This is a genomic window from Pasteurella testudinis DSM 23072 (assembly GCF_900176075.1).
Lineage (GTDB): Bacteria > Pseudomonadota > Gammaproteobacteria > Enterobacterales > Pasteurellaceae > Chelonobacter > Chelonobacter testudinis.
On the sequence record NZ_FWWV01000013.1, the window covers coordinates 58,707 to 84,547 of the forward strand.

At 47.8% G+C, this 25,841-nt stretch carries 26 protein-coding genes and 1 pseudogene; 11 read left to right on the plus strand and 16 right to left on the minus strand.

Features of this window, described 5'->3' with window-relative positions:
* Positions 1 to 5 precede the first annotated feature (5 nt).
* Both nhaB and msrB read right to left on the minus strand, forming a co-directional pair.
* On the minus strand, positions 6 to 1,550 hold the full coding sequence (gene nhaB / locus B8880_RS06360; protein WP_084256786.1) for a sodium/proton antiporter NhaB: 1,545 nt from the start codon (positions 1,548 to 1,550) through the stop codon (positions 6 to 8).
* A gap of 136 nt (positions 1,551 to 1,686) precedes the next feature.
* Positions 1,687 to 2,079, minus strand: coding sequence for a peptide-methionine (R)-S-oxide reductase MsrB (gene msrB, locus B8880_RS06365; protein WP_218563592.1), 393 nt, complete (start codon positions 2,077 to 2,079; stop codon positions 1,687 to 1,689).
* Between the two features lie 295 nt (positions 2,080 to 2,374).
* Here msrB and gapA point away from each other — a divergent pair, with 295 nt between their 5' ends.
* Positions 2,375 to 3,385: a glyceraldehyde-3-phosphate dehydrogenase gene (gapA, locus tag B8880_RS06370; RefSeq protein ID WP_084256788.1), complete on the plus strand. Its 1,011-nt coding sequence runs from the start codon at positions 2,375 to 2,377 to the stop codon at positions 3,383 to 3,385.
* A gap of 176 nt (positions 3,386 to 3,561) precedes the next feature.
* Here gapA and srlR read toward each other — a convergent pair whose 3' ends face one another.
* From srlR to serB, 11 genes and pseudogenes are all read right to left on the minus strand, one after another.
* Positions 3,562 to 4,326, minus strand: coding sequence for a glucitol operon DNA-binding transcriptional repressor SrlR (srlR, locus tag B8880_RS06375; protein WP_084256789.1), 765 nt, complete (start codon positions 4,324 to 4,326; stop codon positions 3,562 to 3,564).
* A 33-nt stretch (positions 4,327 to 4,359) separates the two neighbouring features.
* Positions 4,360 to 4,719, minus strand: a complete 360-nt coding sequence (gene gutM, locus B8880_RS06380; RefSeq protein WP_084256790.1) for a transcriptional regulator GutM — start codon at positions 4,717 to 4,719, stop codon at positions 4,360 to 4,362.
* Between the two features lie 77 nt (positions 4,720 to 4,796).
* Positions 4,797 to 5,579 carry a sorbitol-6-phosphate dehydrogenase gene (srlD, locus tag B8880_RS06385; protein WP_084256791.1) on the minus strand — a complete coding sequence of 261 codons (783 nt, stop codon included), beginning with the start codon at positions 5,577 to 5,579 and terminating at the stop codon, positions 4,797 to 4,799.
* Positions 5,580 to 5,592: 13 nt separating this feature from the next.
* Positions 5,593 to 5,958 carry a PTS glucitol/sorbitol transporter subunit IIA gene (gene srlB, locus B8880_RS06390; RefSeq protein ID WP_084256792.1) on the minus strand — a complete coding sequence of 122 codons (366 nt, stop codon included), beginning with the start codon at positions 5,956 to 5,958 and terminating at the stop codon, positions 5,593 to 5,595.
* A 50-nt stretch (positions 5,959 to 6,008) separates the two neighbouring features.
* Positions 6,009 to 7,046, minus strand: a complete 1,038-nt coding sequence (gene srlE, locus B8880_RS06395; protein ID WP_084256793.1) for a PTS glucitol/sorbitol transporter subunit IIB — start codon at positions 7,044 to 7,046, stop codon at positions 6,009 to 6,011.
* Positions 7,047 to 7,070: 24 nt separating this feature from the next.
* Positions 7,071 to 7,619 (minus strand): PTS glucitol/sorbitol transporter subunit IIC, encoded by a 549-nt coding sequence (gene srlA, locus B8880_RS06400; RefSeq protein ID WP_084256936.1) that lies wholly within the window; start codon positions 7,617 to 7,619, stop codon positions 7,071 to 7,073.
* A 321-nt stretch (positions 7,620 to 7,940) separates the two neighbouring features.
* Positions 7,941 to 9,449 carry a carbon starvation CstA family protein gene (locus B8880_RS06405; RefSeq protein ID WP_084256794.1) on the minus strand — a complete coding sequence of 503 codons (1,509 nt, stop codon included), beginning with the start codon at positions 9,447 to 9,449 and terminating at the stop codon, positions 7,941 to 7,943.
* A 189-nt stretch (positions 9,450 to 9,638) separates the two neighbouring features.
* Positions 9,639 to 10,411: pseudogene (locus B8880_RS06410) on the minus strand (glycosyltransferase family 2 protein).
* A gap of 3 nt (positions 10,412 to 10,414) precedes the next feature.
* Entirely contained in the window at positions 10,415 to 10,582 is a 168-nt protein-coding gene (locus B8880_RS14390; protein WP_425272995.1) for a DUF5363 family protein, read from the minus strand.
* A 29-nt stretch (positions 10,583 to 10,611) separates the two neighbouring features.
* Positions 10,612 to 11,103 (minus strand): YajQ family cyclic di-GMP-binding protein, encoded by a 492-nt coding sequence (locus tag B8880_RS06415; protein ID WP_084256795.1) that lies wholly within the window; start codon positions 11,101 to 11,103, stop codon positions 10,612 to 10,614.
* A 53-nt stretch (positions 11,104 to 11,156) separates the two neighbouring features.
* Positions 11,157 to 12,110: a phosphoserine phosphatase gene (gene serB, locus B8880_RS06420; RefSeq protein ID WP_084256796.1), complete on the minus strand. Its 954-nt coding sequence runs from the start codon at positions 12,108 to 12,110 to the stop codon at positions 11,157 to 11,159.
* A 101-nt stretch (positions 12,111 to 12,211) separates the two neighbouring features.
* On the opposite strand from serB, the gene B8880_RS06425 reads away from it, so the two are divergent.
* Positions 12,212 to 12,901 carry a YtjB family periplasmic protein gene (locus B8880_RS06425; RefSeq protein WP_244165613.1) on the plus strand — a complete coding sequence of 230 codons (690 nt, stop codon included), beginning with the start codon at positions 12,212 to 12,214 and terminating at the stop codon, positions 12,899 to 12,901.
* Positions 12,902 to 12,978: 77 nt separating this feature from the next.
* Here B8880_RS06425 and rpsT read toward each other — a convergent pair whose 3' ends face one another.
* A complete protein-coding gene (gene rpsT, locus B8880_RS06430; protein ID WP_084256797.1) occupies positions 12,979 to 13,245 on the minus strand; it encodes a 30S ribosomal protein S20 in 267 nt (88 codons plus the stop codon).
* Between the two features lie 372 nt (positions 13,246 to 13,617).
* Between rpsT and murJ the strand changes: the two genes are divergently transcribed.
* The 9 genes from murJ (at position 13,618) to B8880_RS06475 (ending at position 24,022) form a co-directional block, all read left to right on the plus strand.
* The gene (gene murJ, locus B8880_RS06435; protein ID WP_084256798.1) at positions 13,618 to 15,192 is read left to right on the plus strand and encodes a murein biosynthesis integral membrane protein MurJ; all 1,575 of its coding nucleotides are present in this window, start codon (positions 13,618 to 13,620) and stop codon (positions 15,190 to 15,192) included.
* Positions 15,193 to 15,239: 47 nt separating this feature from the next.
* Entirely contained in the window at positions 15,240 to 16,175 is a 936-nt protein-coding gene (ribF, locus tag B8880_RS06440; RefSeq protein WP_084256799.1) for a bifunctional riboflavin kinase/FAD synthetase, read from the plus strand.
* A gap of 2 nt (positions 16,176 to 16,177) precedes the next feature.
* Complete coding sequence (locus B8880_RS06445) at positions 16,178 to 16,888, plus strand: tetratricopeptide repeat protein (RefSeq protein ID WP_244165614.1); 711 nt, start codon at positions 16,178 to 16,180, stop codon at positions 16,886 to 16,888.
* A 103-nt stretch (positions 16,889 to 16,991) separates the two neighbouring features.
* The gene (locus B8880_RS06450; protein ID WP_084256801.1) at positions 16,992 to 17,681 is read left to right on the plus strand and encodes a tetratricopeptide repeat protein; all 690 of its coding nucleotides are present in this window, start codon (positions 16,992 to 16,994) and stop codon (positions 17,679 to 17,681) included.
* 102 nt (positions 17,682 to 17,783) lie between these two features.
* The gene (locus B8880_RS06455) at positions 17,784 to 18,905 is read left to right on the plus strand and encodes an SEL1-like repeat protein (protein ID WP_084256802.1); all 1,122 of its coding nucleotides are present in this window, start codon (positions 17,784 to 17,786) and stop codon (positions 18,903 to 18,905) included.
* A 140-nt stretch (positions 18,906 to 19,045) separates the two neighbouring features.
* Positions 19,046 to 21,868 (plus strand): isoleucine--tRNA ligase, encoded by a 2,823-nt coding sequence (gene ileS, locus B8880_RS06460; RefSeq protein ID WP_084256803.1) that lies wholly within the window; start codon positions 19,046 to 19,048, stop codon positions 21,866 to 21,868.
* Positions 21,869 to 22,044: 176 nt separating this feature from the next.
* The gene (gene lspA, locus B8880_RS06465; protein WP_084256804.1) at positions 22,045 to 22,548 is read left to right on the plus strand and encodes a signal peptidase II; all 504 of its coding nucleotides are present in this window, start codon (positions 22,045 to 22,047) and stop codon (positions 22,546 to 22,548) included.
* Between the two features lie 17 nt (positions 22,549 to 22,565).
* On the plus strand, positions 22,566 to 23,510 hold the full coding sequence (gene ispH / locus B8880_RS06470; RefSeq protein WP_084256805.1) for a 4-hydroxy-3-methylbut-2-enyl diphosphate reductase: 945 nt from the start codon (positions 22,566 to 22,568) through the stop codon (positions 23,508 to 23,510).
* A 167-nt stretch (positions 23,511 to 23,677) separates the two neighbouring features.
* Positions 23,678 to 24,022 (plus strand): ComEA family DNA-binding protein, encoded by a 345-nt coding sequence (locus tag B8880_RS06475; RefSeq protein ID WP_084256806.1) that lies wholly within the window; start codon positions 23,678 to 23,680, stop codon positions 24,020 to 24,022.
* Positions 24,023 to 24,085: 63 nt separating this feature from the next.
* Here B8880_RS06475 and B8880_RS14395 read toward each other — a convergent pair whose 3' ends face one another.
* Positions 24,086 to 24,235 (minus strand): hypothetical protein, encoded by a 150-nt coding sequence (locus B8880_RS14395; protein ID WP_159460730.1) that lies wholly within the window; start codon positions 24,233 to 24,235, stop codon positions 24,086 to 24,088.
* Positions 24,236 to 24,264: 29 nt separating this feature from the next.
* Positions 24,265 to 25,722: a membrane-bound lytic murein transglycosylase MltF gene (gene mltF, locus B8880_RS06480; protein ID WP_084256807.1), complete on the minus strand. Its 1,458-nt coding sequence runs from the start codon at positions 25,720 to 25,722 to the stop codon at positions 24,265 to 24,267.
* Positions 25,723 to 25,841 lie beyond the last annotated feature (119 nt).

The following is a 25,841-nucleotide window of genomic DNA, read 5'->3' on the forward strand; positions in this document are numbered from 1 at the left end:
CCTTCTTATGGTGTAACAAACCAGCCCATGCTTTCGAACCAAAGCATAAATTCCGGTAAAAGTAATTCTACAGATACTAACCCAACTAGTGACAAAACGATAGTATAAGGTAAAGCCATGTAAACCATTCGCCCATAAGATAAACGAATGAGCGGTGCAAATGAAGAGGTTAATAAAAACAGGAAAGCCGCCTGTCCGTTCGGCGTAGCGACCGACGGCAGATTGGTACCGGTGTTGATCGCCACCGCAATCAGTTCAAATTGCTGTTGAGTGATGGTGCCGGCGCTCAGTGCGGTTTTGGCTTCGTTAATATACACCGTGCCGACAAACACATTATCGGAAATTGCCGACAGTAAACCGTTAAAGATATAAAAGAGTGCCAACTGGGTCTCTTCCGAGGCGTGCAACACAAACTGGATAATCGGCTGAAACAAGCCCTGATCGATAATCACCGACACCACGGCAAAGAAAACGACCAATAACGAAGCAAACGGCAACGCATCTTGGAACGCTTTACCCAACGCATGTTCTTCGGTGATACCGCAGAACGCGGTAGCCAAAATAATCACGCTCAAACCAATCAAACCGACCGCAGCCAAATGGAATGCCAAACCGCAAATCAACCAGATCCCGACCAATGCCTGAATATACAATTTGGCACGATCCTGTTCGGTCAATTTCCGGCTCTGTTCCCGTTCATAACGCGCCAGTACCACCCAGACTTTTTGGGGTAAACGCTGGCCATAACCAAACACTTTAAAACGCTCCAGCGCCAAGCACGTCAATGTTCCGCAAATCAGCACCGGCAACGTGACCGGCAGCATACGCAGGAAAAATTCACCAAAGCCCCAATTGGCTTGCGCGGCAATAATCAGGTTTTGCGGCTCGCCCACCATGGTCATCACGCCACCAAGTGCGGTTCCCACTCCGGCGTGCATCATTAAGCTGCGCAAGAAACTGCGGAATTGTTCCAAGGTATTACGCGACATATCAATTTTTTGATCGTTGAAAATATCATCGGAATTGTCGTCAAAGGTGTACCCGGAAGCGACTTTGTGATAGACCGCATAAAAGCCGGTACCGACACTGATAATCACCGCCACCACGGTCAAGGCGTCGAGAAATGCCGATAAAAAAGCCGCACACAAGCAGAATGCCAGCGAAAGGCGCAATTTGGAATGAATGCCCAACAGCAACTTAGTAAAAATGAACAACAGCAGTTGCTTCATAAAGAAGATCCCTGCCACCATAAACATCAACAGCAGCAATACTTCAATGTTTGCCATCACTTCGTGCATAATTTGGTGCGGTGTAGTCATACCGATAGCAATGGCTTCGATAACCAATAAGCCACCCGCCTGTAACGGATAGCATTTCAGCGCCATTGCCAAGGTGAAAATAAATTCGGCGACCAGCAACCACCCAGCCCAAAAGGGGCTAATCATATAATAAATAATCGGATTGACGATTAAAAACCCCAAAATACACGCTTTATACCAATCCGGTGTTTTCCCCAAAAAATTACGCAAAATCGCACGACTGTAATTCATTTTCCTACCCTGAATTTATTTCTTTTTTTAAAATATGATCTACCAATAATGAAGTATTGTAATCAAGTTGCGAAAAAAGAATAACCATTTATGATCTTATATGAAAAAATGCTAACCAAATCACATTTTTAGACTGTTACCCTTCTATTATTTCACCACTTTCCCCATTCTCAAAAAGCAACGAAACCGAATTGACGCAAAAACGCAATCCGGTTGGCGGCGGCCCGTCATCAAACACATGCCCTAAATGCGAATCACAGTTGCCGCAGCGGATTTCGGTGCGATGGCGCGACAGACTGTAATCGTCCAAATAACGAATCGCCTGTTCCGAGACAGGCTGATAAAAACTCGGCCAGCCACAACCGGCATCAAATTTGGTATCCGACACAAACAGCGGCGACTCACACAACAAACAACGGTATAACCCCACTCCCTGCTGCTGTAACAGTTTGCCGCTAAACGGCAATTCCGTGCCTTGTTCCAAACAGATCCGCCGCTGCTCGGCACTCAATTGCTCCTTTGTTTTCATGCTTTTCTCCGCTGGTTTTAACGTTAAATCCTTTCCCATTCTAAAACAAAATACACCAAAATAGCGCGAATTTTCTCACCGCTATACCCAGCTTTCATTATCTGTTATATTTTTTCCGCTATCTTGACTTGCCTCAAGAATTTGTTGTTTCAGAGCAAGGGAAACCTGTGATATACTTCACAGAGTTACATGAAACTGCAATGATGTGCAAAAATGGTGCTAAATGTAATGTTTTTAAGCAAAATGGCAGGGAAATGTAGTAATTTTGTTAAACTTAATGAAGGGTAAAAATCTCATGGCAATTAAAATTGGTATTAATGGTTTTGGCCGTATCGGTCGTATCGTTTTCCGTGCAGCGCAACAACGTGATGACATCGAAGTAGTCGGTATCAACGACTTGATCGATGTTGATTACATGGCTTACATGCTGAAATACGATTCAACTCACGGTCGTTTTGATGGTACCGTTGAAGTGAAAGATGGCAACTTAGTCGTAAACGGAAAAAGCATCCGTGTTACCGCTGAACGTGATCCTGCGAACCTGAAATGGAATGAAATCGGCGTTGATATCGCAGTTGAAGCCACCGGCTTGTTCCTGACTGATGAAACTGCACGCAAACACATCACTGCAGGTGCGAAAAAAGTCGTTTTAACCGGTCCGTCAAAAGATAATACCCCAATGTTCGTTAGCGGTGTAAACTTCAGCGAATATGCCGGTCAAGATATCGTGTCCAACGCTTCATGCACCACTAACTGTTTAGCCCCTCTGGCGCGTGTTATTCATGAAACTTTCGGTATCAAAGACGGTTTGATGACCACTGTTCACGCAACCACAGCAACTCAAAAAACCGTTGACGGTCCGTCAGCCAAAGACTGGCGCGGCGGCCGTGGTGCGGCACAAAACATCATTCCTTCTTCAACCGGTGCTGCTAAAGCGGTCGGTAAAGTATTACCGGCATTGAACGGTAAACTGACCGGTATGGCGTTCCGTGTTCCAACACCAAACGTGTCTGTTGTCGACTTGACCGTTAACTTGGAAAAAGCCGCTACATACGAACAAATCAAAGCCGCGATCAAAGACGCAGCCGAAGGTAAAACTTTCAACGGCGAATTGAAAGGCGTATTGGGTTACACTGAAGATGCCGTAGTCTCTACCGACTTTAACGGCTGTGCCTTGACTTCCGTATTCGATGCGGATGCAGGTATCGCATTAACCGACACTTTCGTTAAATTGGTATCTTGGTACGATAACGAAACCGGTTACTCAAACAAAGTATTAGACTTGGTTGCTCACATTGCTAAATAATTGAGCTGTTAAGCTAACCCGTTCAATACCGCACTTTCGGTTCAACACCAAAGTGCGGTATTTTTTTGCCTGAATTCTGCCACTATAGCGAAAAGAATAACCGCACTTTTTGTTATTGACCTATTGTTATTGCCCTAACAAAATTGCCTGACAAAGCAAAGTGCGGTCTGCCCTGATCAATCGGCTAAAATCACCCGAATATTTTTCGCAGTGAGCGTTTGGTAAATCTGCCGATCCAGCCCTTTGTCGGTGATGATGGTATCAATTTTCTCCAACGGACACACGACATTCGGGCTGCGTCTGCCGAATTTGGAGGAGTCCGCCAGCAGGATAATTTGTTGCGCGGCGTTACACATCGCGGTGCTGACACCGTGCACTTCGTTAAATGTGGTCGAGCCGACATTCAGATCAAAACCGTCGGTGCCGATAAACAGTTTGTCAAAAGCGAATTTCTCAAAGGTCGATTCGGCCAAAATGCCATGAAATGACGCCGATTTCGGGCGATAAGTGCCGCCGCACATCAGCAGTTCGTAATTCTTATCCAGATTTGCCAAGCTATTGATGATATGCAGGCTATTGGTCATGATCGTTAAATTATCCACTTTGGATAAAAACGGAATCATCTGCAACACCGTGCTGCCTGCATCAATAATCATCGAATCGCCCTCTTTGATCAACTCGACGGCGGCTTTGGCAATTTTCTTCTTGTTTTCCAAATTGATATTGGCTTTGTTGATAATCGGCAAATCGCCTTCATCGTTGTTGGTCAGCACCACACTGCCGTAGGTGCGCAGCACTTTGCCGCTCTCTTCAAGTGCGGTCAGGTCTTTGCGAATAGTGGCGCCGGTCGTTTTAAAGTGGTTGGCAAGATTATCCACCGGCGTTTTGCCGTGCACTTCCAGATAATCAATAATCGCGGCTTGCCTTTCTTTGGGTTTCATACAATTCCATCTCATCGTTGTTCAGTGACGGATCTATTGCAAACGAATCGCCTCCGCCAACGCTTCCTGACAGGCTTGGTTATCAGGAAAAATAAGCCGCGGCACAATTTCTCCGAGCTTCAATCCTTTTAATCCGCCAATAGATTGAGGACGGGAGAAAACGGTATAGCCTTTCATTAACAATGAGTCCGTAACATATTTGTTTGAATCAAAAGCAACGGCAATGACAACCTTTGGTTTGAAACGTCCCTGTGTCCGTCCGACGCCGACATTCCCCTGCTGGCATAATAATTCAAATGCGGTGTTAAAGCGTGATACTTGCCGCCAGCCGAGCGCTATTTGCAATAACCAAGCGAGGACGGCAACTAAAATTAGTATATTTATAGTATCCATAAACCAAATTATCTCACATTTTGAAAGAAAATTGGCGGATTATGCAAATAAATGTGAGCAAACCCGCCATTTTTTTATTAAAGCATCACCTGTCCGCCGGTAATGTTGATTGATTGTCCGGTGCAGTAAGAAGCCTGTTCACTGGCGTAAAACAGCAAAACATTCAGCACGTCCTGATAGTCGCAGCCCCGTTTCAGCGGCACTTTGTCAATATAGCTCTGCTCCACCTCTTGTACCGCAATGCCCAATTTTTCGGCATATTGCGGAATCAACGACTGGAACATCGGCGATTTAAGTAAATTGCCCAACATCAAAGAGTGCACGGTAATGCCTTTGTCCGCCAAATCCAGCGCCAGCGATTGGGTCAGCCCGACACCGCCGAATTTGGCGGCGCTGTAACCGGAGTTATGTTTACTGCCGACCTTGCCGGATTTAGAGTTGATTTGGATAATCCGCCCTTGAATGCCGTCACGGATCATCAGCTTGGCAAACTCTCTGGCACACAAAAAATAACCGGTTAAATTCACTTTGACCGAAAATTCAAAGTCATTCAGCGCAAAATCGGTGATCGGCGCCGCTTTGGCAACACCGGCGCTGTACACCAGCAAATCGACCTGTCCGAACGCCTGATCCACCTGCTGCGCCAGCGCTACCACGCTCTGCTCGTCGGTGGCGTCGACTTGAAAGCCCTGCGCCGATTGCCGACCGCACTTTTGCTGAATTTCAGCGGCGGTTTTGACGGCATTTGCCTGATTTAAATCGGCAACGGCGACCCGATAGCCCTGTTCCGCCAAACCGACGGCTAAAAATGCGCCTAAGGTTTGTCCGCCGCCGACGACGACAGCCACTTTTGTATTCATAATAGACTCCTGATTATTTACGTTTGATTTTTAAAACTGAATTCACATCAAGTGCGGTCGGCACTGCACCGCTTACATGGATTGTGCCCGGATACTCGGCTTCGGCGGCGGCATCGAAGCGAAACGTCACATGCCCCAACGCTTTTAAATTAAATGCGGCGACCGAGCCGACCGCAGTAATGGCATACTCCTGTTGATCGATCTGTAACACATCGCCGCAGCGCACTTCCGTGTGCAATTCACCATGTCGGTGAATAAAGCAGAAATCCTCCAGATCTTGCGGCGCGCCTTGCTTAAAGGTGATCAACATATTTTCCGCCAGCGCATCACGGGCAAATTGACCGATTTTGGTAATTGTCGTTTGGTAAATAATTTGCATTAGCCAATCCTCACACAGTTGTTTAATAGCAGTTGTTTAATAGCAATGGTTTAATAAATAAAGGCGGAAACAAACCACGCCAGCAAAACGGTCGGCGCACCGGTTAAGAAACGGCTGACCAAAACCGAGGGTACGCCCACGCGCACGGTATCTTGTTTGGCTTCCGCCAAAGACAGCCCGACTGGAATAAAATCGCACGCCGCCTGTGCATTAATCGCAAACAGCGCCGGCAACGCCAAACTCGGCGGAATATTGCCCATGCCGATCTGCACCCCGACCAGCACGCCGATCACTTGCGCAATCACCGCACCCGGCCCCAAGAACGGCGATAAAAACGGAAAAGAGCAGATCAGCGCCAACGTCACCAAGCCAATCGGGCTGTTTGCCAACGGGGTCAAGCCGTGTGCGATCCAATCGCCTAAGCCCGATGCCATAATGATGCCGATTAAAGCGGAAACGAACGCCATAAACGGTAAAATGGTTTTCAGTACGGTATCGATCGTATCCCGTCCGGCTTGGAAAAACACCGCCACCACCGAGCCCATTCCCATACCGATTTTGGCTAGCAAGCCATCACTCTGTTCGGTGATTTTTTTACTGCTGTCATAGGTTTTAACCGCACTTTGGCTTTCTCCAACCGCACTTTCGCTGTTCCCAAGCCTACTTTTGCTGTCCCCGGCTGCGCTTTGCATTGCCGAATCGGCAGGCACGCCCGCATCACTGTCAATTAAGCGGATATTGCTTTCTTTCACCGCAGAGACATAAATATCCTCGACGATAAATTCTGCCAGCGGTCCTGATTTGCCGGTGGCGTGGATATTAATGGTCGGAATACGGCGCTTCGGATAAAGTCCGCAGCGCAACACACCGCCGCAATCAATAATCGCAATGCCGATTTCGTCAGCGCTCGGCTCACCGTCTTTAAATCCGTCCACCGCTTCCCAACCGGTCAATTCGATTAATTTGTCCACAATCGCCGGACGGGTTCCCGCCGTCATATACAGCACTTTTTTGCCTGCCGTCACCGGCACGGTCAGCGGGCCGCCCCAGCCGCCGTTACCTTTTTCAATATAAATCGCTTTTGTCATGATCCTATGCTCCTCTCCAATCGCTTATAAATGTACTTCGCGTGCCAATCTGATATTCATGCGTTTTTCAAAAACCGCCGTCGTAAAATCCGTCACCCAGCCGCGGAAGAAATTGGTTACCATGCCAACCAGTAAATAGCTGACCGCCAGCGGCGCAAGCGGCACGCCCAGCGTGGTCAAACCGTTGGCAATGCCCAAATACACGAACAGCTCGCCGGGATTGATATGCGGAAACAAACCGTTCATCGAGTGGCAGCTATAAGAGGCTGCGGCGTAATAACTGGGTTTATAACGTTCCGGTAGGAAACGTCCTAAACTCAGGGTCATCGGATTACAAAATACGAAAGTGCCGAATACCGGCAGAATCAAATAGCGGGAAATCGGATTGCCGGCGCTGCGCTGCGCCAAACGTTCAATACGCGCTTGCCCGATAAAGGTGATTAACGCATTCATAATAACCAGTAACGAAATCAGCAACGGCAGAATCCCCGTCACCATTCCGCTAAAAACTTCGCCCCCTTTTTGGAATAGCCCGATAAACCATTCCGCGCCCTGTGTAATCGCTTCAATCATCATAAATAACCTCATCAAAATAGTTTCGTATCAAAATACGGGCTGCTGATTTGCGCTGCGCCAATCAGTGAGGAAATATTACGGTATTTTAAAAGCAAAAAACTTTAACTAGATCACAAAATGAAATATTTTTATTTCATTTTGAAATATTTTTTAATCATAAAAAACTGAAAAATTCGCGATTCAAATCTTGAAACATCAATAAAATTACTATAACGCATTGAATATCATGAGAATAAGCTGAGAAAAGGTGGTTTTAATCTAATTCAAAACACAAAAAAAGCGAGCTATTAGCTCGCTTTTTATTTTCAGTTTGAAATATTAAGTGGAAGGTTCCGAATCCGGATCGCCGACCGCGATCGGTTTCAACAGCCCAAAGAACGCAACGACAGCAACAGCTGCAGTAGCAAATCCCAAGTAAACCGACAATTGATAATCTAAGCCGAAGCCGATTTGCGCATTGAACAGGAAAGTGGAACATACGGTTGTCATAAACACCGCCGGCACAGTCGCAACCCAGTGGAATTTAGCGTAACGGTATAAATAAGCCGCAGCGACCCACAGCATTACAGTTGCCGTTGTTTGGTTCGCCCAACCAAAATAGCGCCATAGCACTTGGAAATCCACTTTCGAGACAATAAAGCCGACAATAAACAGAGGAATCGCAATCAACAAGCGTTTGACCAAGCTACGCTGTTCCATTTTAAAGAAGTCGGCAATCAGCAAACGCGCAGCGCGGAATGCGGTGTCGCCGGAAGTAATAGGTAAAATCACCACGCCTAACACCGCCAAGACACCGCCAAATACTCCCAGCATACCGATAGCAGAGTCGTATACCACTTTAGACGGTGTTCCGGCAGCAATCGCGGCATTCATTGCTTCCGAGGACTCATAGAAGCTCAGACCGACCATACACCAAATTAATGCAATCACCCCTTCGCCGATCATCGCGCCGTAAAAAATAAAGCGACCTTCGTTCTCATTTTCAGTACAACGTGCCATTAACGGTGTTTGCGTCGCATGGAAACCGGAAATCGCACCGCAGGCGATGGTGATAAACAGCAACGGCCAAATCGGCAGATCTTTCGGGTGTAAGTTCTGTAAGAAAGTCCCGAAATCAACGTCCATACCGATGCTTCTGAACATCGGAATTCCCTCGAAAATTAAGCCGAACAGCATACCCACCGTCATAAACAGCAACAATGCGCCGAACAGCGGATAGATACGACCGATAATTTTGTCGATCGGCACCAATGTCGCCAACAGATAGTAAATGAAAATGATACTGGTCCAGATCACCAAAATGCTGGCGCGGCTTGTCGCTTCCTCATTCACCGCCCCGACAGAACCGGAACTCATGATATCGGTGGTGATATTGGTTAATAATGATGCCGGACTGGCAACGAAGACCACACCAACCAACAGCAATAGCAAGATTGCCAGCACATTCATAAAATGTTTGGCAGGTTGGCCTAAATATTTACCGGCCAAGAACGGAATATTTGCCCCTTTGTTACGAATACTTAACATTCCGCAGAAATAATCATGCACCGCACCGGCAAAAATGCAGCCGAAAACGATCCACAACATTGCCACCGGTCCATAAAGCGCCCCTAGAATCGGGCCGAAAATCGGACCGGTTCCGGCAATATTCAGCAACTGGATCAACCAAATTTTTTTCTTGGACATCGGCACATAATCGCAGCCGTCAGCCATATGGTGCGCCGGTGTAACCCGTGACGGGTTGATTTTGAAAATTTTCTCAATAATCGAGCCGTACACAAAATAGCCTGCCAACAGCAAGCCGACACAAATTAAAAACCATAACATAATAACACCCCAAAAAACCAAGACGATAAAGGTGCGGGCATTCTAACAGAATTTATAATTAGTGAAAGAATTGTAAAAAAATATCGCGCGGTTTTATATCAAAAATGTGATAAAAAACACAATTCTGGCCTTTATCTGCCGCTTGAGGGGAAGCTTGAGGGGAAGAAATCTCGCTGAAAGTAAGGCTTGTTACACTTGCCAATACAACGGCATGACACCGCACTTTTCCACTTGTAACGCCGGCGACAGTTGTTGTAATTGCCGGATAATCCGTTGTGTCACCTGCTCCGCTTGGGGTAAATAGTGCAGCACTTGCGGATCATGCCGCTGAAAAAGCACAGCGTCCAACAAACGCTCGGCGTGCATGCCGTCACGACAAAAGTGCAACACGCCGGCCGCCTGAACGCTGTCATTACCGCACTTTTGTCCGTTCAAACCGCTCTCACCCCATTGATCAAACAATGTGCCGACCACGGTAGCCGCCACAAACGCCCGTCCTAACGCGCCGTCTTCTCCGCCCAAACGACGGAACAGTGGATCTTGCGGAAAACCGCCGGCGGCCAAAAACAGCGCACGGCGAAAAACCGTATTGCCACCCACCGTCATTTGCAAAATCTGCCAAGCGTGCGCCAAATCCGCATGTTGCGCATAACGCAGCGGCAAATCAACCGCAATCAACGGCAGACGAACCATGCTGAGATAATTGAAGTTGGACAAGGCGAGTTGTGCGGCGGTCAGGGCTTCGTTTTGGTAAGCGTCATTTGCAGTGCCGATATCCGCCCCGATCGCGCCGCCAATTGTTGGATCAACTGCCAAGTGCGGTCTTGCGAACCATCGTCGATCAGATACAGACGGTGAACCGCACTTTGGTTCAGTACGCTGTCAACCGCTCTTTGCAGCGTCTTTTCGGCGTTATAGCAGGGAATCACCACGTCCAGCGGCAGCAAAGCGTTATCCGCCATCGATTATTCGCTATCTTTTTTATTTTGCTTTTCCGGCTCTGGATCTTGTTTGATGATCGGCACGCAACGGCGACAGCCGCCGCCTTTATCCACCCCAAGATCTTTGCAGAGTTGATCATATTGCTTTAATAGCTTTTTAAACCAGCCGGTTTTAGCTTGAGTCTGCATCATCACCACCTCTTACTTGAGATCAACGGCTACTAATCTCTAAAATTATTAAACTGGAACGGCTGCCCCAATTCGGCGTTTTTAACCAATTGGATAACCGCCTGCAAATCGTCGCGCGACTTGCCGGTTACTCGCACTTGGTCGCCCTGAATTTGGGTTTGCACCTTGATTTTGGCGTCTTTCACCAATTTGGTGATTTTCTTCGCCATCTCGCTTTCAATCCCTTGCTTGATCTTCACTTCCTTGCTGTAAATCTTGCCGCTGTGCTCGAACTGCTCGTCAATATCCAACGAATTATGTTCGATACCGCGTTTAATCATCGCATTGCGTAAAATATCCAACAATTGTTCAACCTGAAAATCCGATTCGCTACTGACTTTGATTTTGACCTCTTTTTCATTCAGATCAATCGTCGCCTGCACATTTTTAAAATCCCAGCGATTGCTCAAATCACGGTTGGCATTTTCCACCGCATTGCGCACTTCATGCACGGTCACTTCGGATACAATATCAAAAGAAGGCATAATGTCTTTCTCCTTAATCTCAAATTTATGTTCAATTTTATGGTTTTTAATCTTTACAGCGCTTGCAAACGTTGATTGGCTGCCAATAATAGCAAAAGTGCGGTTAAATCGGCATGATTCACCACCACCTGCGCCTGTTGCTGCACTTTCGGCTTGGCATGAAACGCTATCCCCAAACCCGCCTCCGCCAACATCGGCAGATCATTCGCACCGTCGCCAATCGCAATGGTCTGTTGTTTGCTTAAACCAAATTGCTCACGCAAATGCTTGAGGGTTTGCGCTTTAAACTTGGCGTCAACCACCTGCCCGCTCACCTGTCCGCTCAAGACGCCGTCGATAATCTCCAGTTGGTTCGACACCGCGGCGTCCAGTTTTAAGGTTTGTTTTAAATGATCGGCAAAATAGGTAAAGCCGCCGGAAGCAATCGCCGTGCGCCAACCGTGCTGCTGCAATACTTGCAACAACCGCACTAAACCGGGCATTAGCGGCAGTTCAGACCGCACTTGCTGCAAAATGCTTTCCGGTGCACCTTGCAATGTGCCGACCCGACGGCGCAGACTTTGTTCAAAATCCAGCTCGCCACGCATCGCCTGCTCGGTGATTGCCGACACCAGCTCACCGCTACCTGCCAGCTTGGCGATTTCGTCGATACATTCGATTTGAATCGCGGTCGAATCCATATCCATCACCAACAAACCGGCTTGCTGCAAGTGCGGTACGGCGCACAACGGTGCAATATCCAATGCCAGAGCGTGCGCCGATTTCAGCAAATCGTCACCATATCGTCCCTGCAAAATCACCGCGACATACGACTCCGACAACCAAGCATCGCAAAGGCGCAAGGCTTGCCCCGTTTGTGCGGCAAATGCCGATAAAACCGTTTTATCCAGTCCTTTGCCATATAACACAAACGGCTGCCTCTCAGTCGCAATCGCATGATTCGGATTCAGTTCGGTCGGCAGCTGCGGCCAAAAATCGATAATAGTGTTGAGAGCCTGTTGTGACATAATCGTTCCAACTTGTTTAAATATGCTATAATTCGCCGTTATGAATAAGTCTGCAGACCTTAGCATAATTTCGTGCATTTGAACATTTATAAGAGGCGACGTTGGTCTATTTAAACAAAGAAAAAATCATCAAATCCGTGCTGTTACTGACGATTATTTTGTGCTGCGCGGCGATTATGAGCGTGATTCTGTACGGCGTAAACCAGTTTAAAGTCGGTTCGCAGCTTGCCAGTGTCAATCAGGTTTCTTATCTGTCGCATACGCTGGTGCGGCAACAGGCGAATTTGATGTCAGTGTTGTTGGTCAATAATGCCAAGCAGGAAAGTTTAAGCGAAAGTCTGGATCAATTCCGCCTGCAAGAATTTGTACTCGATGCAACGGTGTATTCGGCGCAAGGCACCATTTTGGCGCAAAGCAGCAACCAATTCAATTTCCGCAACCGCATTGGCTTGGACAACCCAGACCGTGAACAAACCGCCGCCACCCAGCAAATCGTCGAACCCATCTATTCATCGGCACGCGGTCTGCTCGGCTACCTGCGCGTCACCTTCGACACCCAATACGGCCAAACGACGCAAGCCAAAATCAACGCCCTGTTCCACCATTTATACGGCGAACTGATCATTGTTTTCCTGTGCGGCGTGGTGTTTGCCAGTAGTATCCACTATTTCTTGCGCAGACGGCGTAAAATTGTTTTGCTGCATAAAGAGGAGAAAAGTGCGGTCAACAACAATCGGCACGCCAATGCGGCACGGCGTTTTCATTCCCAAAGACGGCGCTTTAGCCGTTAACCCGAATTAAAGGCCATAAAAAACCGCACTTTTAAAGTGCGGTTTTCAGTTTAAAACGTTTTCAACGACAAACGGAATTATGCTGCCAACTTTTTGATTTGTGCAGATAATTTAGATTTGTGGTTAGCCGCTTTGTTTGCGTGGATTAAGCCTTTAGAAGCCATTCTGTCCACCACTTTTTGCATTTCGACGAATGCGGTTTCGGCTGTGGATTTGTCACCGCTCGCTACGGCTGCGTATACTTTTTTGATGTAAGTACGCATCATAGAACGTTGACTTGCATTGTGCTGACGGCGTTTTTCAGATTGAATCGCACGTTTTTTCGCTGACTTGATATTAGCCAAGGTCAAACTCCCAAAAATTTCTGTAAAAAATGGACATAAAAATAAAGGCGTAGAATATGCCTGTTTTCTATGCGTTTGTCAATATGCGTTTGCCAAATAGTAATATGCACTTTGTTCGTTATCGCCGTGTATTGCCGCAACAAGACACGATTTAGGGTTGTAGCCACAGCGAAAACAGGGTTCGGACAAAAGAGCCACTTTCGTCATCATTCCCGACTTCGCACGCTCTACCTAACACGTTATTTCACACATAGGGGCGCAATTTTAGCAGTTTTTTTATGTGGAATATAGCTAAAAAACAAATTTTCTATACAATTAGCCCAATCATTCGACGTAAGTCATTCAACTTATTCTGCCATCAGAGAGCCTGTTTTGAGTAAACCGTTATTAAAATCCGGCATTATCGTCAGCGGTATGACCCTGCTTTCGCGCATTTTGGGCTTGATCCGTGACGTGGTGATCGCCAATTTGCTCGGTGCCGGCGCGGCCGCCGATATTTTCCTGTTCGCCAACCGTATCCCCAATTTCTTACGCCGACTGTTTGCCGAGGGGGCGTTTTCGCAGGCGTTTATTCCGGTGCTGGCGGAATACCGCAAAGAAGGCGATTTAAGCCGAACGCAGGAATTTGTCGCCAAAGTGAATGGCACACTCGGCGGCTTGGTGGCGATTGTCACCGTTGTTGCGATGGTCGGTTCGCCGGTAATTGCGGCGATTTTCGGTACCGGCTGGTTTATGGATTGGCTCAACGACGGTCCTGACGCTTACAAATATGAACAAGCCTCGCTGCTGTTGAAAATCACCTTTCCTTATTTGTGGTTTATCACCTTGGTGGCGCTGTCGGGGGCGATTTTAAACACGCTTGGTAAATTCGGCGTGATGGCGTTTTCACCGGTGCTGCTGAATATCGCGATGATTGCGACCGCACTTTTCTTGGCGCCGCGCATGGAAAGCCCGGATATGGCGCTGGCGATCGGGATTTTCCTCGGTGGTTTGTTGCAATTTTTATTCCAGATTCCGTTTTTAAAACAAGCCAAAATGCTGGTCAAACCGAAATGGGCGTGGAACGATCCGGGCGTGAAAAAAATCCGCACCTTGATGATTCCGGCGCTGTTCGGGGTGTCGGTCAGCCAAATCAATCTGTTGTTGGACACCTTTATCGCCAGTTTCCTGATGACCGGTTCGATCAGCTGGCTGTATTATTCCGACCGCCTGCTGGAATTTCCGCTCGGGCTGTTCGGCATTGCGATTTCCACCGTGATCCTGCCGACTCTCGCCCGCCACCATGTCAACCGTGATCAAGCCAATCCGGACCATGTGGTCAGCCAAGCGTTCCGCAACACCATGGATTGGGGCGTGCGCATGATTTTGCTGTTGGGTATGCCGGCGGCTGTCGGCATTGCAGTGTTGGCACAGCCGATGCTGATGGTGCTGTTTATGCGCGGCAGTTTTCTGCTGTCCGATGTAGTCGCCGCCTCTTATTCGCTATGGGCGTTCACCAGTGCACTGCTGAGTTATATGCTGATCAAAATCCTCGCCAACGGCTACTACGCACGGCAAGACACCAAAACGCCGGTGCGCTACGGCATTATCGCCATGGTGAGCAACATGGGCTTTAACCTGCTGGCGATTCCGTTTGGTTATGTCGGCTTGGCGATTGCCTCGGCGATGTCCTCCACCCTCAATGCCTATCTGCTCTACCACGGACTTGCCAAAGCCGGCGTGTATCAATTTAGCCAAACCACCCTGCTGTTCGCCTTGCGCTTATTGGCGGCGGCTATCGGCATGGGCGCTTTTATTTTTTACTATTCGCCGACGTTGACGCAGTGGGCGGCGATGGCTTTTTTCGAGCGGGTGCATTGGTTAAGCTGGTTGATTGTCGGTGCTGTGTTGTCTTATTTTATCTTGCTGGCATTATTCGGTGTGCGTAAACAACATTTCCGTCACTAATATGTTATTATCTTGCTCAATTTTTCAGAAGAACTGACGATAACGCTATGCAATTGATTCGAGGCATTTACAACCTTCCTGCGTTTAACAACGGCTGCGCCCTGACAATCGGCAACTTTGACGGTTGCCATTTAGGTCATCAACACATTCTCGCCCACCTGAAACAAAAGGCGCAACAACTGGGCTTGCCGACGGTGGTGATGCTGTTTGAACCGCAACCGAATGAGTTTTTTGCTTCGCACAATGCTCCGGCACGTTTAATGCGCCTGCGTGATAAGCTGGTATTTTTACGCCAAGCCGCCATCGATTATGTGCTGTGTATCCGTTTTAACCGCACTTTTGCCAACCTGTCCGCCGAGCGTTTTATTCAGGATTATTTAGTCGATAAATTACAAGTCAAATTTCTCAGTATCGGCGATGATTTTCAGTTTGGCGCACAGCGGCAAGGCAATTTTCAAACGCTGTTACACGCAGGCGAACAGTTCGGTTTCACGGTCGAAAACAACGACAGCTTTTCTCTGCAACAGCAACGGATCAGCAGCACCCTGATTCGCCAAGCGCTGGCACAAGACAATCTCAAACTCGCCGAAAACATGCTCGGCAAACCTTACAGCATTCGCGGTCGGGTGGCACACGGCAACAAACTGGGACGCACCATCGGTTTCCCCACCGCCAATATTCACCTGCACCGCCAAGTCAACCCGATTCAAGGGGTCTATGCGGTGGAGATTGCCGACAAGTGCGGTCGGCGTTATCAAGGGGTTGCCAACATCGGCAACCGCCCGACCGTAGACGGCGGCACGCGCCCGTTATTGGAAGTGCATCTTTTTGATTTTCAACAAGATTTATACGGGAAAGCCCTTGAGGTGATCCTACGCCATAAAATCCGTAACGAAATCAAATTTGCCGATTTTGCACAGTTAAAACAACAAATTGCCAACGATGTGCAAACTGCGAAAGATTTTTTCAAATTGAACGTTTAATCTTGAATGAGGAATTTATGCTGAAATACTTTTATACCGCACTTTTGACTTTATGCTTAAGTTTACCGTTAAGCGCACAAGCGGAATCATTTGAACAATTGCAAGCCCAAGCAGAACAAGGCGATGCCGATGCACAATATAATTTAGGTGTACTGTATGCTAATGGACAAGGGGTTAAGCAGGATTCTCACCAAGCCGCACAATGGTATCAAAAAGCTGCAAATCAGGAAAATAGCGATGCACAATATAATTTAGCTTTACTGTATGCTAATGGACGAGGAGTTAAACAAGATTACCAACAAGCCATGCAGTGGTATCAAAAAGCCGCTGAACAAGGCAATTTCAGGGCACAATATAATTTAGGGTGGATATATGAGAACGGAAAAGGCGTTCAACAAGATTATCGCCAAGCCTCGCAATGGTATCAAAAAGCCGCAAATAACGGTCATACCGATGCACAATTTAATTTAGCTTTACTGTATGCTAATGGACAAGGAGTTAAGCAGGATTATCACCAAGCCGCACAATGGTATCAAAAAGCCGCAAATAACGGTGATGCCGGTGCACAAAATAATTTAGGTGTCATGTATACGGAAGGAACAGGCGTAAAACAAAACGTTCAGCTCGCAAAATCTTGGTTTGGCAAAGCCTGTGATAACGGCGATCAACTTGGTTGTGATAATTATCGTAAACTCAATAAGCAAGGTGATTAAAGATCAAAGTGCGGTCGATGCCATCAAGTTGCCAGCATCAGCAACCGTCCCACGATAGACCGCGCATCTTCAAATTAAACGTTTAATCTTGAATGAGGAGTTTATGTATAAACGGATCACCGCACTTTTGGCTTTATGCTTAAGTTTGCCATTAGTTGCGCAAGCGGAATCATTGGCACAGCTGCAAACCCGCGCAGAGCAAGGCGATATCGATGCGCAATATAATTTAGGCGTTATCTACAGCACCGGTGAAGGCGTTACACAAAATTACCAGCAAGCCGCAATATGGTATCAAAAAGCAGCCGAGCAAGGTCATGCTTATGCACAAAATAATTTAGGTTTTATGTATAACCATGGACAAGGGGTAAAACGAGATGATCACCAAGCCGTTAAGTGGTATCTAAAAGCAGTGGCACAAGGCGACGTTATCGCACAATATAATTTAGGCGTTATCTATGAGCAATCTGAAGTGATACAAGATTATCAGGAAGCCGTTAAGTGGTATCAGGAAGCGGCAGCACAGGGGCATTCTTCAGCCCAATATAATTTGGGCATCATGTATGATGATGGGCGGGGAGTGAAACAGGATTACCAACAAGCCCTACAGTGGTATCAAAAAGCAGCGGCGCAAGGCAATCCAAAGGCACAAAATAATTTGGGTGTTCTCTATAGTAACGGGCAAGGGGTGAAACAAGATTTTATTAAAGCAAAACAGTGGTATGCCAAAGCCTGCGGCAACGGTGATCAAAGCGGCTGTGATAACTATCGCACACTGCGCAAACAAGGTTATTGAGATCAAAGTGCGGTCGACGCCATCAAGTTGCTAACATCAGCAACCGCCCCACACTAAACGGCGAATCTTCACATCAAACGCTTAATCTTAAATGAGGAATTTATGTATAAACTGATCACCGCACTTTTGGCTTTATGCTTAAGTTTGCCGTTAGTTGCGCAAGCGGAATCATTGGCACAGCTGCAAGCCCGCGCAGAGCAAGGCGATGCGCAAGCCCAATTTGAGCTGGGCGATCACTATTTTCTGTCTGACGGCGGCACAGAGAGTGATCGGCAAGCGGTCATATGGTTTAAAAAAGCTGCCGAGCAAAACTTCGCCGAGGCGCAATATGCGCTTGGGCAGCTGTTGCGTGACGGTATCGGTGTTACACAGGATTATTCACAGGCGCAGTATTGGTTGCAACAAGCGGCTGAGCAAAACCATGCCAAAGCGCAATTTGACCTCGCCTACCTGTACCTGAAAGTTAAACAAGATTATGCACTCGCCGCACAGTGGCTGCAAAAAGCCGCCGAACAAAATCTGGCTGAAGCGCAATATGCGCTCGCCGTGTTATACCGAGAAGGCGAAGGCGTTAAACAGGACTACTCGCTTGCGCTGCAATGGATGCAAAAAGCGGCGGAACAAGGCGACGCCAAATCACAGTATAACCTCGCCTCACTGTACAGCGATGCACAAGCAATGACCCCGAATTATCCGCAAGCGCTGTACTGGTATCACAAAGCTGCTGCGCAAGATTTCACCCTGGCACAATATAACCTCGGCGTGCTGTACCGTGACGGGAAGGCAGGAAATCCGGATTATCAGCAAGCGCGGCAATGGTTTCAAAAAGCCGCGGATAAGGAATTTACCTTGGCGCAATTTAATCTTGGTTTGCTGTACTATGACGGGCAAGGGGTCGCACAAGATTATGCGCAAGCACTACGTTGGTTTCAAAAAGCGGCGGATCAAGGCTACCCGGCGGCGCAATATAATCTCGGACTGATGTACCGCGCCGGACAAGGCGTGAAAGCCGATTATGCACAAGCCGTGCACTGGCTGCAAAAAGCCGCCGAGCAAAATAGTCCGCCGGCACAAAACAGTCTGGGCGTGATGTATAGCGAGGGGCTCGGCGTGACCCAGGATTTCAAACAAGCCGAAATCTGGTACCGCAAAGCCTGCGATAACCAAAACCAACCCGGCTGTAATAATTATCGTAAACTCATGCAGATGATGAAGAAAGAGTGAGTTGAAGTGCGGTTGCAAAACCGCACTTTGGGTTTTGATCCCTACTTTTTTTCTCGAATGACTTATCCAAAAACTGTCGAAACTTAACCGCACTTTGCGTATAATGTGGCGATTATTTGCTTAAAAACATGGAATACACAATGTCTGAAACTACAGTTGATTACAAAAACACCCTCAACCTGCCGGAAACCGGATTTCCGATGCGTGGGGATTTGGCAAAGCGTGAGCCGAAAATGCTAGAAAATTGGTATCAGCAAGCGCTGTATCAAAAAATCCGCCAAGCAGCGAAAGGCAAAAAAAGTTTTATCCTGCACGACGGCCCTCCCTATGCCAACGGCACGCTGCACATCGGGCATGCAGTCAATAAAATTCTGAAAGACATCATTATCAAATCCAAAACCGCACTGGGCTACGATTCGCCGTATATCCCGGGTTGGGATTGTCACGGACTGCCGATTGAACTGAAAGTGGAAGGCTTGGTCGGGAAACCGAATCAAAAAATCAGCGCCGCCGAATTCCGTGAAGAGTGCCGTAAATATGCCGCATCGCAAGTAGACGGGCAGAAAAAAGATTTTATCCGTTTCGGTGTGTTGGGCGATTGGGAAAATCCGTATCTGACCATGAATTTCGACACCGAAGCCAATATTATCCGCACGTTGGGCAATGTAATCAAAAACGGCCATCTGTACAAAGGCTACAAGCCGGTGCACTGGTGTTTAGACTGCGGTTCGTCACTGGCGGAAGCGGAAGTGGAGTATGAAGAACACAAATCGCCGTCAATCTATGTACGCTTTACTGCAGAAGATGAAAGTGCGGTTGCAGCCAAATTCAATGCTGATGGTGAGGGAGAAATCGCAGCGGTAATTTGGACCACCACCCCGTGGACATTGCCGTCAAACAAAGCGATTTCCATCAATCCTGAATTAACTTATCAATTAGTACAAATCAACGGCGAACAGCCTAAACGCTTGATTTTGGTTAAAGAGCTGGTTGAAAGCGTAATGAAAGAATTAGAGGTGGGCGATTATACCGTTGTGGGCGAAGCCACTGGCGCAGATTTAGAACTGTTACGCTTTAACCACCCGTTTTATGCTTACAGCGTGCCATTGATTTTGGGCGATCACGTCACCACCGAAGCGGGTACGGGGCTGGTTCACACCGCGCCGGATCACGGTTTGGACGACTACAATGTTACGCAAAAATACGGCATTCAAATGGTGAATTTGGTCAATGACGACGGTTCATTTAATGATAAAACCGAATTTTTCGCCGGTTTAAATGTGTTTAAAGCCAACCCGGTGGTGATTGAAAAATTGCAAGAAACCGGCGCGTTGCTGAAAATGCAAAAAATTGCCCATAGCTATCCGCACTGCTGGCGACACAAAACCCCGATTATTTTCCGTGCCACGCCGCAATGGTTTATCGGCATGGAAACCCAAGGTTTGCGCCAAGCGGCATTAAGCGAAATCAAAGGCGTGCAATGGATCCCTGACTGGGGGCAAGCACGGATCGAAACCATGGTAGCAAACCGCCCTGACTGGTGTATTTCCCGTCAGCGCACTTGGGGCGTGCCGATGGCGCTGTTCATCAACAAACAGACCGAAGAACTACACCCTCGCTCGCTGGAATTGTTGGAAGAAGTGGCGAAACGGGTGGAAAAGAGCGGTATCCAAGCGTGGTGGGATCTTGATCCGAAAGAGTTGTTGGGCGACGAAGCCGAACAATACAGCAAAGTGGCGGATACATTGGACGTTTGGTTCGATTCCGGCGCGACCTATTCGACCGTGGTTGCCGCACGTCCTGAATTCAACGGACAACCTGCGGATATGTATCTGGAAGGTTCGGATCAGCATCGCGGCTGGTTTATGTCCTCGTTGATGCTCTCCACCGCCACCGATAATAAAGCGCCGTATCGTCAAGTGCTGACCCACGGTTTCACCGTTGATGCGCAAGGGCGTAAAATGTCGAAATCGATCGGTAACATCGTCGAGCCGCAAAAAGTGATGAACACCTACGGCGCGGATATTCTGCGTTTATGGGTTGCCTCGACCGATTACACCGGCGAAATCGCGGTGTCGGACGATCACTTTAAGCGCACCGCCGATATGTATCGCCGTATCCGCAACACCATGCGTTTCTTGTTGGCAAACCTAAACGGCTTCGATCCGAAAACCGATATGCTGCAAGCCGATGAAATGATCTCATTGGATCGCTGGGCGGTCGATTGTGCGCTGCAAGCCCAACAAGAGATTGCCGAAAGCTACGACAGTTATCAATTCCATTTAGTGGTACAACGCTTAATGCGCTTCTTCTCGATCGAAATGGGCTCATTCTATTTGGATATTATCAAAGATCGCCAATACACCACCAAAGCCGACAGCCTCGCCCGCCGCAGCTGCCAAACCGCACTTTACCATATCGCCGAAGCGGCAGTACGTTGGATCGCACCGATTCTGTCGTTTACCGCCGACGAAGTGTGGGGATACCTGCCGGGTGAGCGCGGTGAATTTGTGTTTACCGAAGAGTTCTACGACGGTTTGTTTGCCTTAGATTCACAAGCGCAAATGAACGACGCTTACTGGCAGCAAATTTTGAAAGTGCGGTCGGAAGTCAACCGCGTATTGGAACAAGCGCGCGCTGATAAAACGATTGGCTCGGCGTTGGAAGCGGAAGTGACGGTTTACGCCGATGAACAATTACAGCCATTGTTGCAACAGTTGGGTGACGAATTGCGCTTTGTGTTGATTACGTCCAAAGCCGAAGTGAAACCGTTAGCCGCAGCCGATGTCGAAGTGGGTGAATTGAACGGCTTGGCGGTGAAAGTGATCCGCTCGCCATACGAGAAATGCCCGCGCTGCTGGCACTATTCCGACACCATCGGTTTGAACCCGGCGCACCCGCATTTATGCGGTCGTTGTGTGGAAAATGTCGAAGGTGAAGGCGAAGTGCGCAAGTTTGCATAACGCAAAGTATATTCGATTGATTTATAAGACAAAGTAGGGGCGGATTAACTATCCGCCCGTTTACAAAGTGTTATGTGCTTTATTAATCAATAAGAGAAAAATATAAAGTGCGGTTCGGGCGGATAGTTAATCCGCCCTACGATATTCTGCCTTTATACAAACTAGAGATGTTATCAATGAAAAAGAAAAACGGATTGCCGTTTTTGTGGCTAAGTGCAGTCGCCTTTATTCTCGACCTATTGAGCAAATGGATTGTGGTAAAAAACTTTCAACTGTATGAAAGTATTAATATTCTTCCGGTGTTTAACCTGACCTATGTGCGCAACTACGGCGCGGCATTCAGCTTTTTGGCCGATCACGGCGGCTGGCAAAAATACTTTTTTATTGCATTGGCGCTGGGGATTTCCGCGTTGCTGGTTTTCTGGCTGGCACGCAACGATTTCAACAAAAAATTGGCGAACGGCGGCTATGCCCTGATTATCGGCGGCGCGTTGGCAAATATGGTTGACCGCACTTATCATGGATTTGTGGTGGATTTTTTGCACGTTTACTGGGATATTTACCATTTTCCGGTCTTCAATCTGGCCGACATCAGCATTTCGCTCGGTGCCGGATTGTTGATTTTGGATTATTTTGTCAATCCTGAACAGAAAGAAACCGCCGGCAACGGTGAAAAGTGAACAGTGGGTAATTTGGAATGAAGATTATTTTAGCCAATCCGCGCGGTTTTTGTGCCGGCGTGGATCGTGCCATCAGCATTGTCGAACTGGCGTTGGAAATTCATGGTGCGCCGATTTATGTGCGGCATGAGGTGGTGCATAACCGTTTTGTGGTCAATGGCTTGCGTGAGCGCGGTGCGGTGTTTGTCGAAGAACTGGACGAAGTGCCGAACGGCGCTATCGTGATTTTCTCGGCGCACGGTGTGTCGCAGCAGGTGCGCCAAGAGGCAAAAGAGCGTGGTTTGAAAGTGTTCGACGCCACTTGTCCGTTGGTGACCAAAGTGCATATGCAGGTGGCGCGCGCCAGTCGCAAAGGCACCAAAGCGATTTTAATCGGTCATCAGGGACACCCCGAAGTCGAAGGCACGATGGGGCAATATGACAATCAGGACGGCGGCATCTATTTGGTGGAATCGGTGGAGGATATTGCCGATCTACCGCTCCGACAAGATGACGATCTCACCTTTATGACTCAAACCACATTGTCGATCAACGATACCAGCTCGATTATCGACAGCTTGAAAGAAAAGTATCCGGCGATTCAAGGGCCGCGTAAAAACGATATTTGCTATGCCACCACCAATCGGCAAAATGCGGTGGCGGAACTGGCAAAACAATCTGATTTGGTGATTGTGGTCGGTTCGAAAAACTCGTCCAATTCCAACCGCTTGGCAGAACTGGCTTCGCGTATGGGCGTAACCGCCAAACTGATTGACGATGCCGACGACATCAATCCGGATTGGTTAAACCAAGTCAAGGTAATCGGCATTACCGCCGGCGCTTCTGCACCGGAAGTGTTGGTGCAGTCGGTGGTCAGCCGTTTGCGTGAACTGGGCGCAGACAGCGTAGAAGATTTGCAGGGCTGCGAAGAAAATACCGTATTTGAAGTACCGCGTGAATTGCGCATTAAAGAGGTCGGTTAACCGCACTTTTACGCTCCTTTTTTGTTGATTTTGCGATCCGGATCGCTATCTTTTTTAGTGCNGTTAGAACCCCTTAAAAAAGCGATTCAAAATAACGCTGTCTAACCCTTGATAAAACAAGGTGTTACGACAGCGTTTTTTTATATTCTATTTTTAAGGAAAACACTATGTCTAATCTAAAAACAACATTGCGCAAACTGGCAACTTGCGTTTTTTTAACTGCGCTGGCGGCGCTTCCCGTTGCCGCCAATCAGGCGCAACAAACCGTGCAAGAAAGTGCGGTCAGCCAAAGCGCGGAGCAAGCTCAAACGCAACAACGCGCTATTAATTTAAACACTGCCAGCGCCGAGGAGTTAGAAAAAGGCTTGTTGGGCATCGGTGCGAAAAAAGCACAGGCGATTGTGGAATACCGTGAGAAAAACGGCAATTTTATCAGTATCGATCAACTCGGTGATGTGTCCGGTATCGGCAAAGCGACGCTGGAGAAAAATCGTCATTTGTTAAGTTTATAGTTAGCCAAAAACCAACCCGATATTCCATCGGGTTGTATGCTGAATAAAGTGCGGTTTGCGTCGCTACTCCTGCTCAACCAAAAACTGAAACCAGTGCCGCTCTTCAATTCGCGCCTTGATTCTTTTGCGACGGCGCAGGCGCAACAAGCGACGGTGGTTGTTTTGCAATGACAGTGATTTTTTCGATTTGAAAAACACCCGTGATTTTCTCATGTTTGCTCCCTTTTACACCGCTTAGCCAATCAACTTAGCGGAACTCCGTAGTCATTTTCTTGTTGGTTATTACTGATATCTGCCGGCGTCAGCTTGCGATCGATCGCTTTCTCAATCTCTTTCAGCCGGTAATGTTTGCTGATGCTGTTCATATAACGGCGGATATTTTCCACATAGGCATGTGCTTCATAACCGCGCGCATAGCCGTATTTCAGCTTGGAATAATACCGCTTCTCCGCCAGCAACGGTAAATTATTCTTCACGTCCAACCAGTTATCCGGATCACCGCCGAGTTCTTTGGTTAAGCGGCGTGCGTCCAGCAAATGCCCCAAGCCCATGTTATACGCCGCCAGCGCATACCAGATTTTATCCTCTTTCCGCACCGTATCGGGAATTTGGCGCATCAACATATGCAGATATTCCGAACCGCCGCGAATGCTCTGTTCCGGATCGGTGCGGTCTTGCACTTTCATGCGCTCGGCGGTGTCTTTGGTCAACATCATAATGCCGCGCACGCCGGTCGGCGAAGTTGCGGTTTCGTTCCAGTGGGATTCCTGATAAGCGATTGCCGCCAAGGTATGCCACTCCAACTCGCCACGGTAACGTTGAAAATAATCAATATATTTCGGCAGCACAGTTTCAATCGCATTCAAATAGGTGCGCGCATCGACATAGTCGAAATTCTGCATATGGTTAAAATATTTCTCTTCCAGACGGGCGACCAATCCGCTCTCAAGTGCGGTATGCATAAACTCCAGCGAAGCGGCTTGCAATTCGTTATAGGTATTTTTCGAGAAATACCAATGCACACTGGACTCTTCGCTGACATCAAACGCCACATTCAAGTGCGGTTTAATCTGTTGCGCCGAGGCTATGTCAATCGAGCCGGCGATGGCATATTGCTGCTTGCCCTCCGCCACCATCAATAGAATCTCTTCTTGTGTCAGAGTATCGTTGACTTGCCAATGTAAATTCGGAAAAGATTGTTTTTGCTGTTTTAACAATGAAATCAACTCTTCATTGGCCGGAATCAACATCGAGGAATTGACATCGGCAAACGTTTTGGGACGGGGCTCGCCCATACGGTAAACCAGTTGCCAAGATGCCGAGGTGTAGCCCGGTCCGGTTTGAAAGTCACCGCTCTTTTCGTTTTGGTAACGCAGGCCTGCCGCCGCCATATCAATCCTGCCGTTTTTTAAGGCGTCGAACAATTGGCTGCTGTTGTCCAACGTGACAATTTGCAGCTTCACGCCTAAATACTCGGCAAATGCCCGACTCAGTTCATACTCCAAGCCTTGCGCTTCTTCATTGCCGATAAAATAGTAAACCGGATTATTCAGCGTGCCGACCACCAACTCGCCTTTTTGCAATACGGTAACGTAATGATTTTTCTCCGTTGACATCATTTTTTGCCACGGAAAAATCATATCTATTGCCCATAACAAGAGACCGATTGCAAAAACGGCACGCAGTAATAATCCTTTCAAATAAAAAATCTCACGCTTGAATTTATGTCAGATAGCGCATTCTAACCGTTCTTCTGCGGAAAACCAACTTACCCGCCCCGTAAAACAACGCAAAAATTTCCGTTGCACCGCACTTTACT

Bases quoted from the DNA above. Each gene is read 5' to 3' on its own strand.
- gapA (WP_084256788.1), top strand. From the start codon at position 2,375: ATGGCAATTAAAATTGGTATTAATGGTTTTGGCCGTATCGGTCGTATC.
- B8880_RS06405 (WP_084256794.1), bottom strand. From the start codon at position 9,449: ATGTTATGGTTTTTAATTTGTGTCGGCTTGCTGTTGGCAGGCTATTTT.
- srlB (WP_084256792.1), bottom strand. From the start codon at position 5,958: ATGCAAATTATTTACCAAACGACAATTACCAAAATCGGTCAATTTGCC.
- ispH (WP_084256805.1), top strand. From the start codon at position 22,566: ATGAAGATTATTTTAGCCAATCCGCGCGGTTTTTGTGCCGGCGTGGAT.
- srlD (WP_084256791.1), bottom strand. From the start codon at position 5,579: ATGAATACAAAAGTGGCTGTCGTCGTCGGCGGCGGACAAACCTTAGGC.
- srlA (WP_084256936.1), bottom strand. From the start codon at position 7,619: ATGATTGAAGCGATTACACAGGGCGCGGAATGGTTTATCGGGCTATTC.
- ileS (WP_084256803.1), top strand. From the start codon at position 19,046: ATGTCTGAAACTACAGTTGATTACAAAAACACCCTCAACCTGCCGGAA.
- lspA (WP_084256804.1), top strand. From the start codon at position 22,045: ATGAAAAAGAAAAACGGATTGCCGTTTTTGTGGCTAAGTGCAGTCGCC.
- srlE (WP_084256793.1), bottom strand. From the start codon at position 7,046: ATGACAAAAGCGATTTATATTGAAAAAGGTAACGGCGGCTGGGGCGGC.
- nhaB (WP_084256786.1), bottom strand. From the start codon at position 1,550: ATGAATTACAGTCGTGCGATTTTGCGTAATTTTTTGGGGAAAACACCG.
- B8880_RS06415 (WP_084256795.1), bottom strand. From the start codon at position 11,103: ATGCCTTCTTTTGATATTGTATCCGAAGTGACCGTGCATGAAGTGCGC.
- gutM (WP_084256790.1), bottom strand. From the start codon at position 4,719: ATGGATACTATAAATATACTAATTTTAGTTGCCGTCCTCGCTTGGTTA.
- serB (WP_084256796.1), bottom strand. From the start codon at position 12,110: ATGTCACAACAGGCTCTCAACACTATTATCGATTTTTGGCCGCAGCTG.
- srlR (WP_084256789.1), bottom strand. From the start codon at position 4,326: ATGAAACCCAAAGAAAGGCAAGCCGCGATTATTGATTATCTGGAAGTG.
- B8880_RS06455 (WP_084256802.1), top strand. From the start codon at position 17,784: ATGTATAAACTGATCACCGCACTTTTGGCTTTATGCTTAAGTTTGCCG.
- ribF (WP_084256799.1), top strand. From the start codon at position 15,240: ATGCAATTGATTCGAGGCATTTACAACCTTCCTGCGTTTAACAACGGC.
- B8880_RS06450 (WP_084256801.1), top strand. From the start codon at position 16,992: ATGTATAAACGGATCACCGCACTTTTGGCTTTATGCTTAAGTTTGCCA.
- B8880_RS14395 (WP_159460730.1), bottom strand. From the start codon at position 24,235: ATGAGAAAATCACGGGTGTTTTTCAAATCGAAAAAATCACTGTCATTG.
- B8880_RS14390 (WP_425272995.1), bottom strand. From the start codon at position 10,582: ATGATGCAGACTCAAGCTAAAACCGGCTGGTTTAAAAAGCTATTAAAG.
- B8880_RS06475 (WP_084256806.1), top strand. From the start codon at position 23,678: ATGTCTAATCTAAAAACAACATTGCGCAAACTGGCAACTTGCGTTTTT.
- msrB (WP_218563592.1), bottom strand. From the start codon at position 2,079: ATGAAAACAAAGGAGCAATTGAGTGCCGAGCAGCGGCGGATCTGTTTG.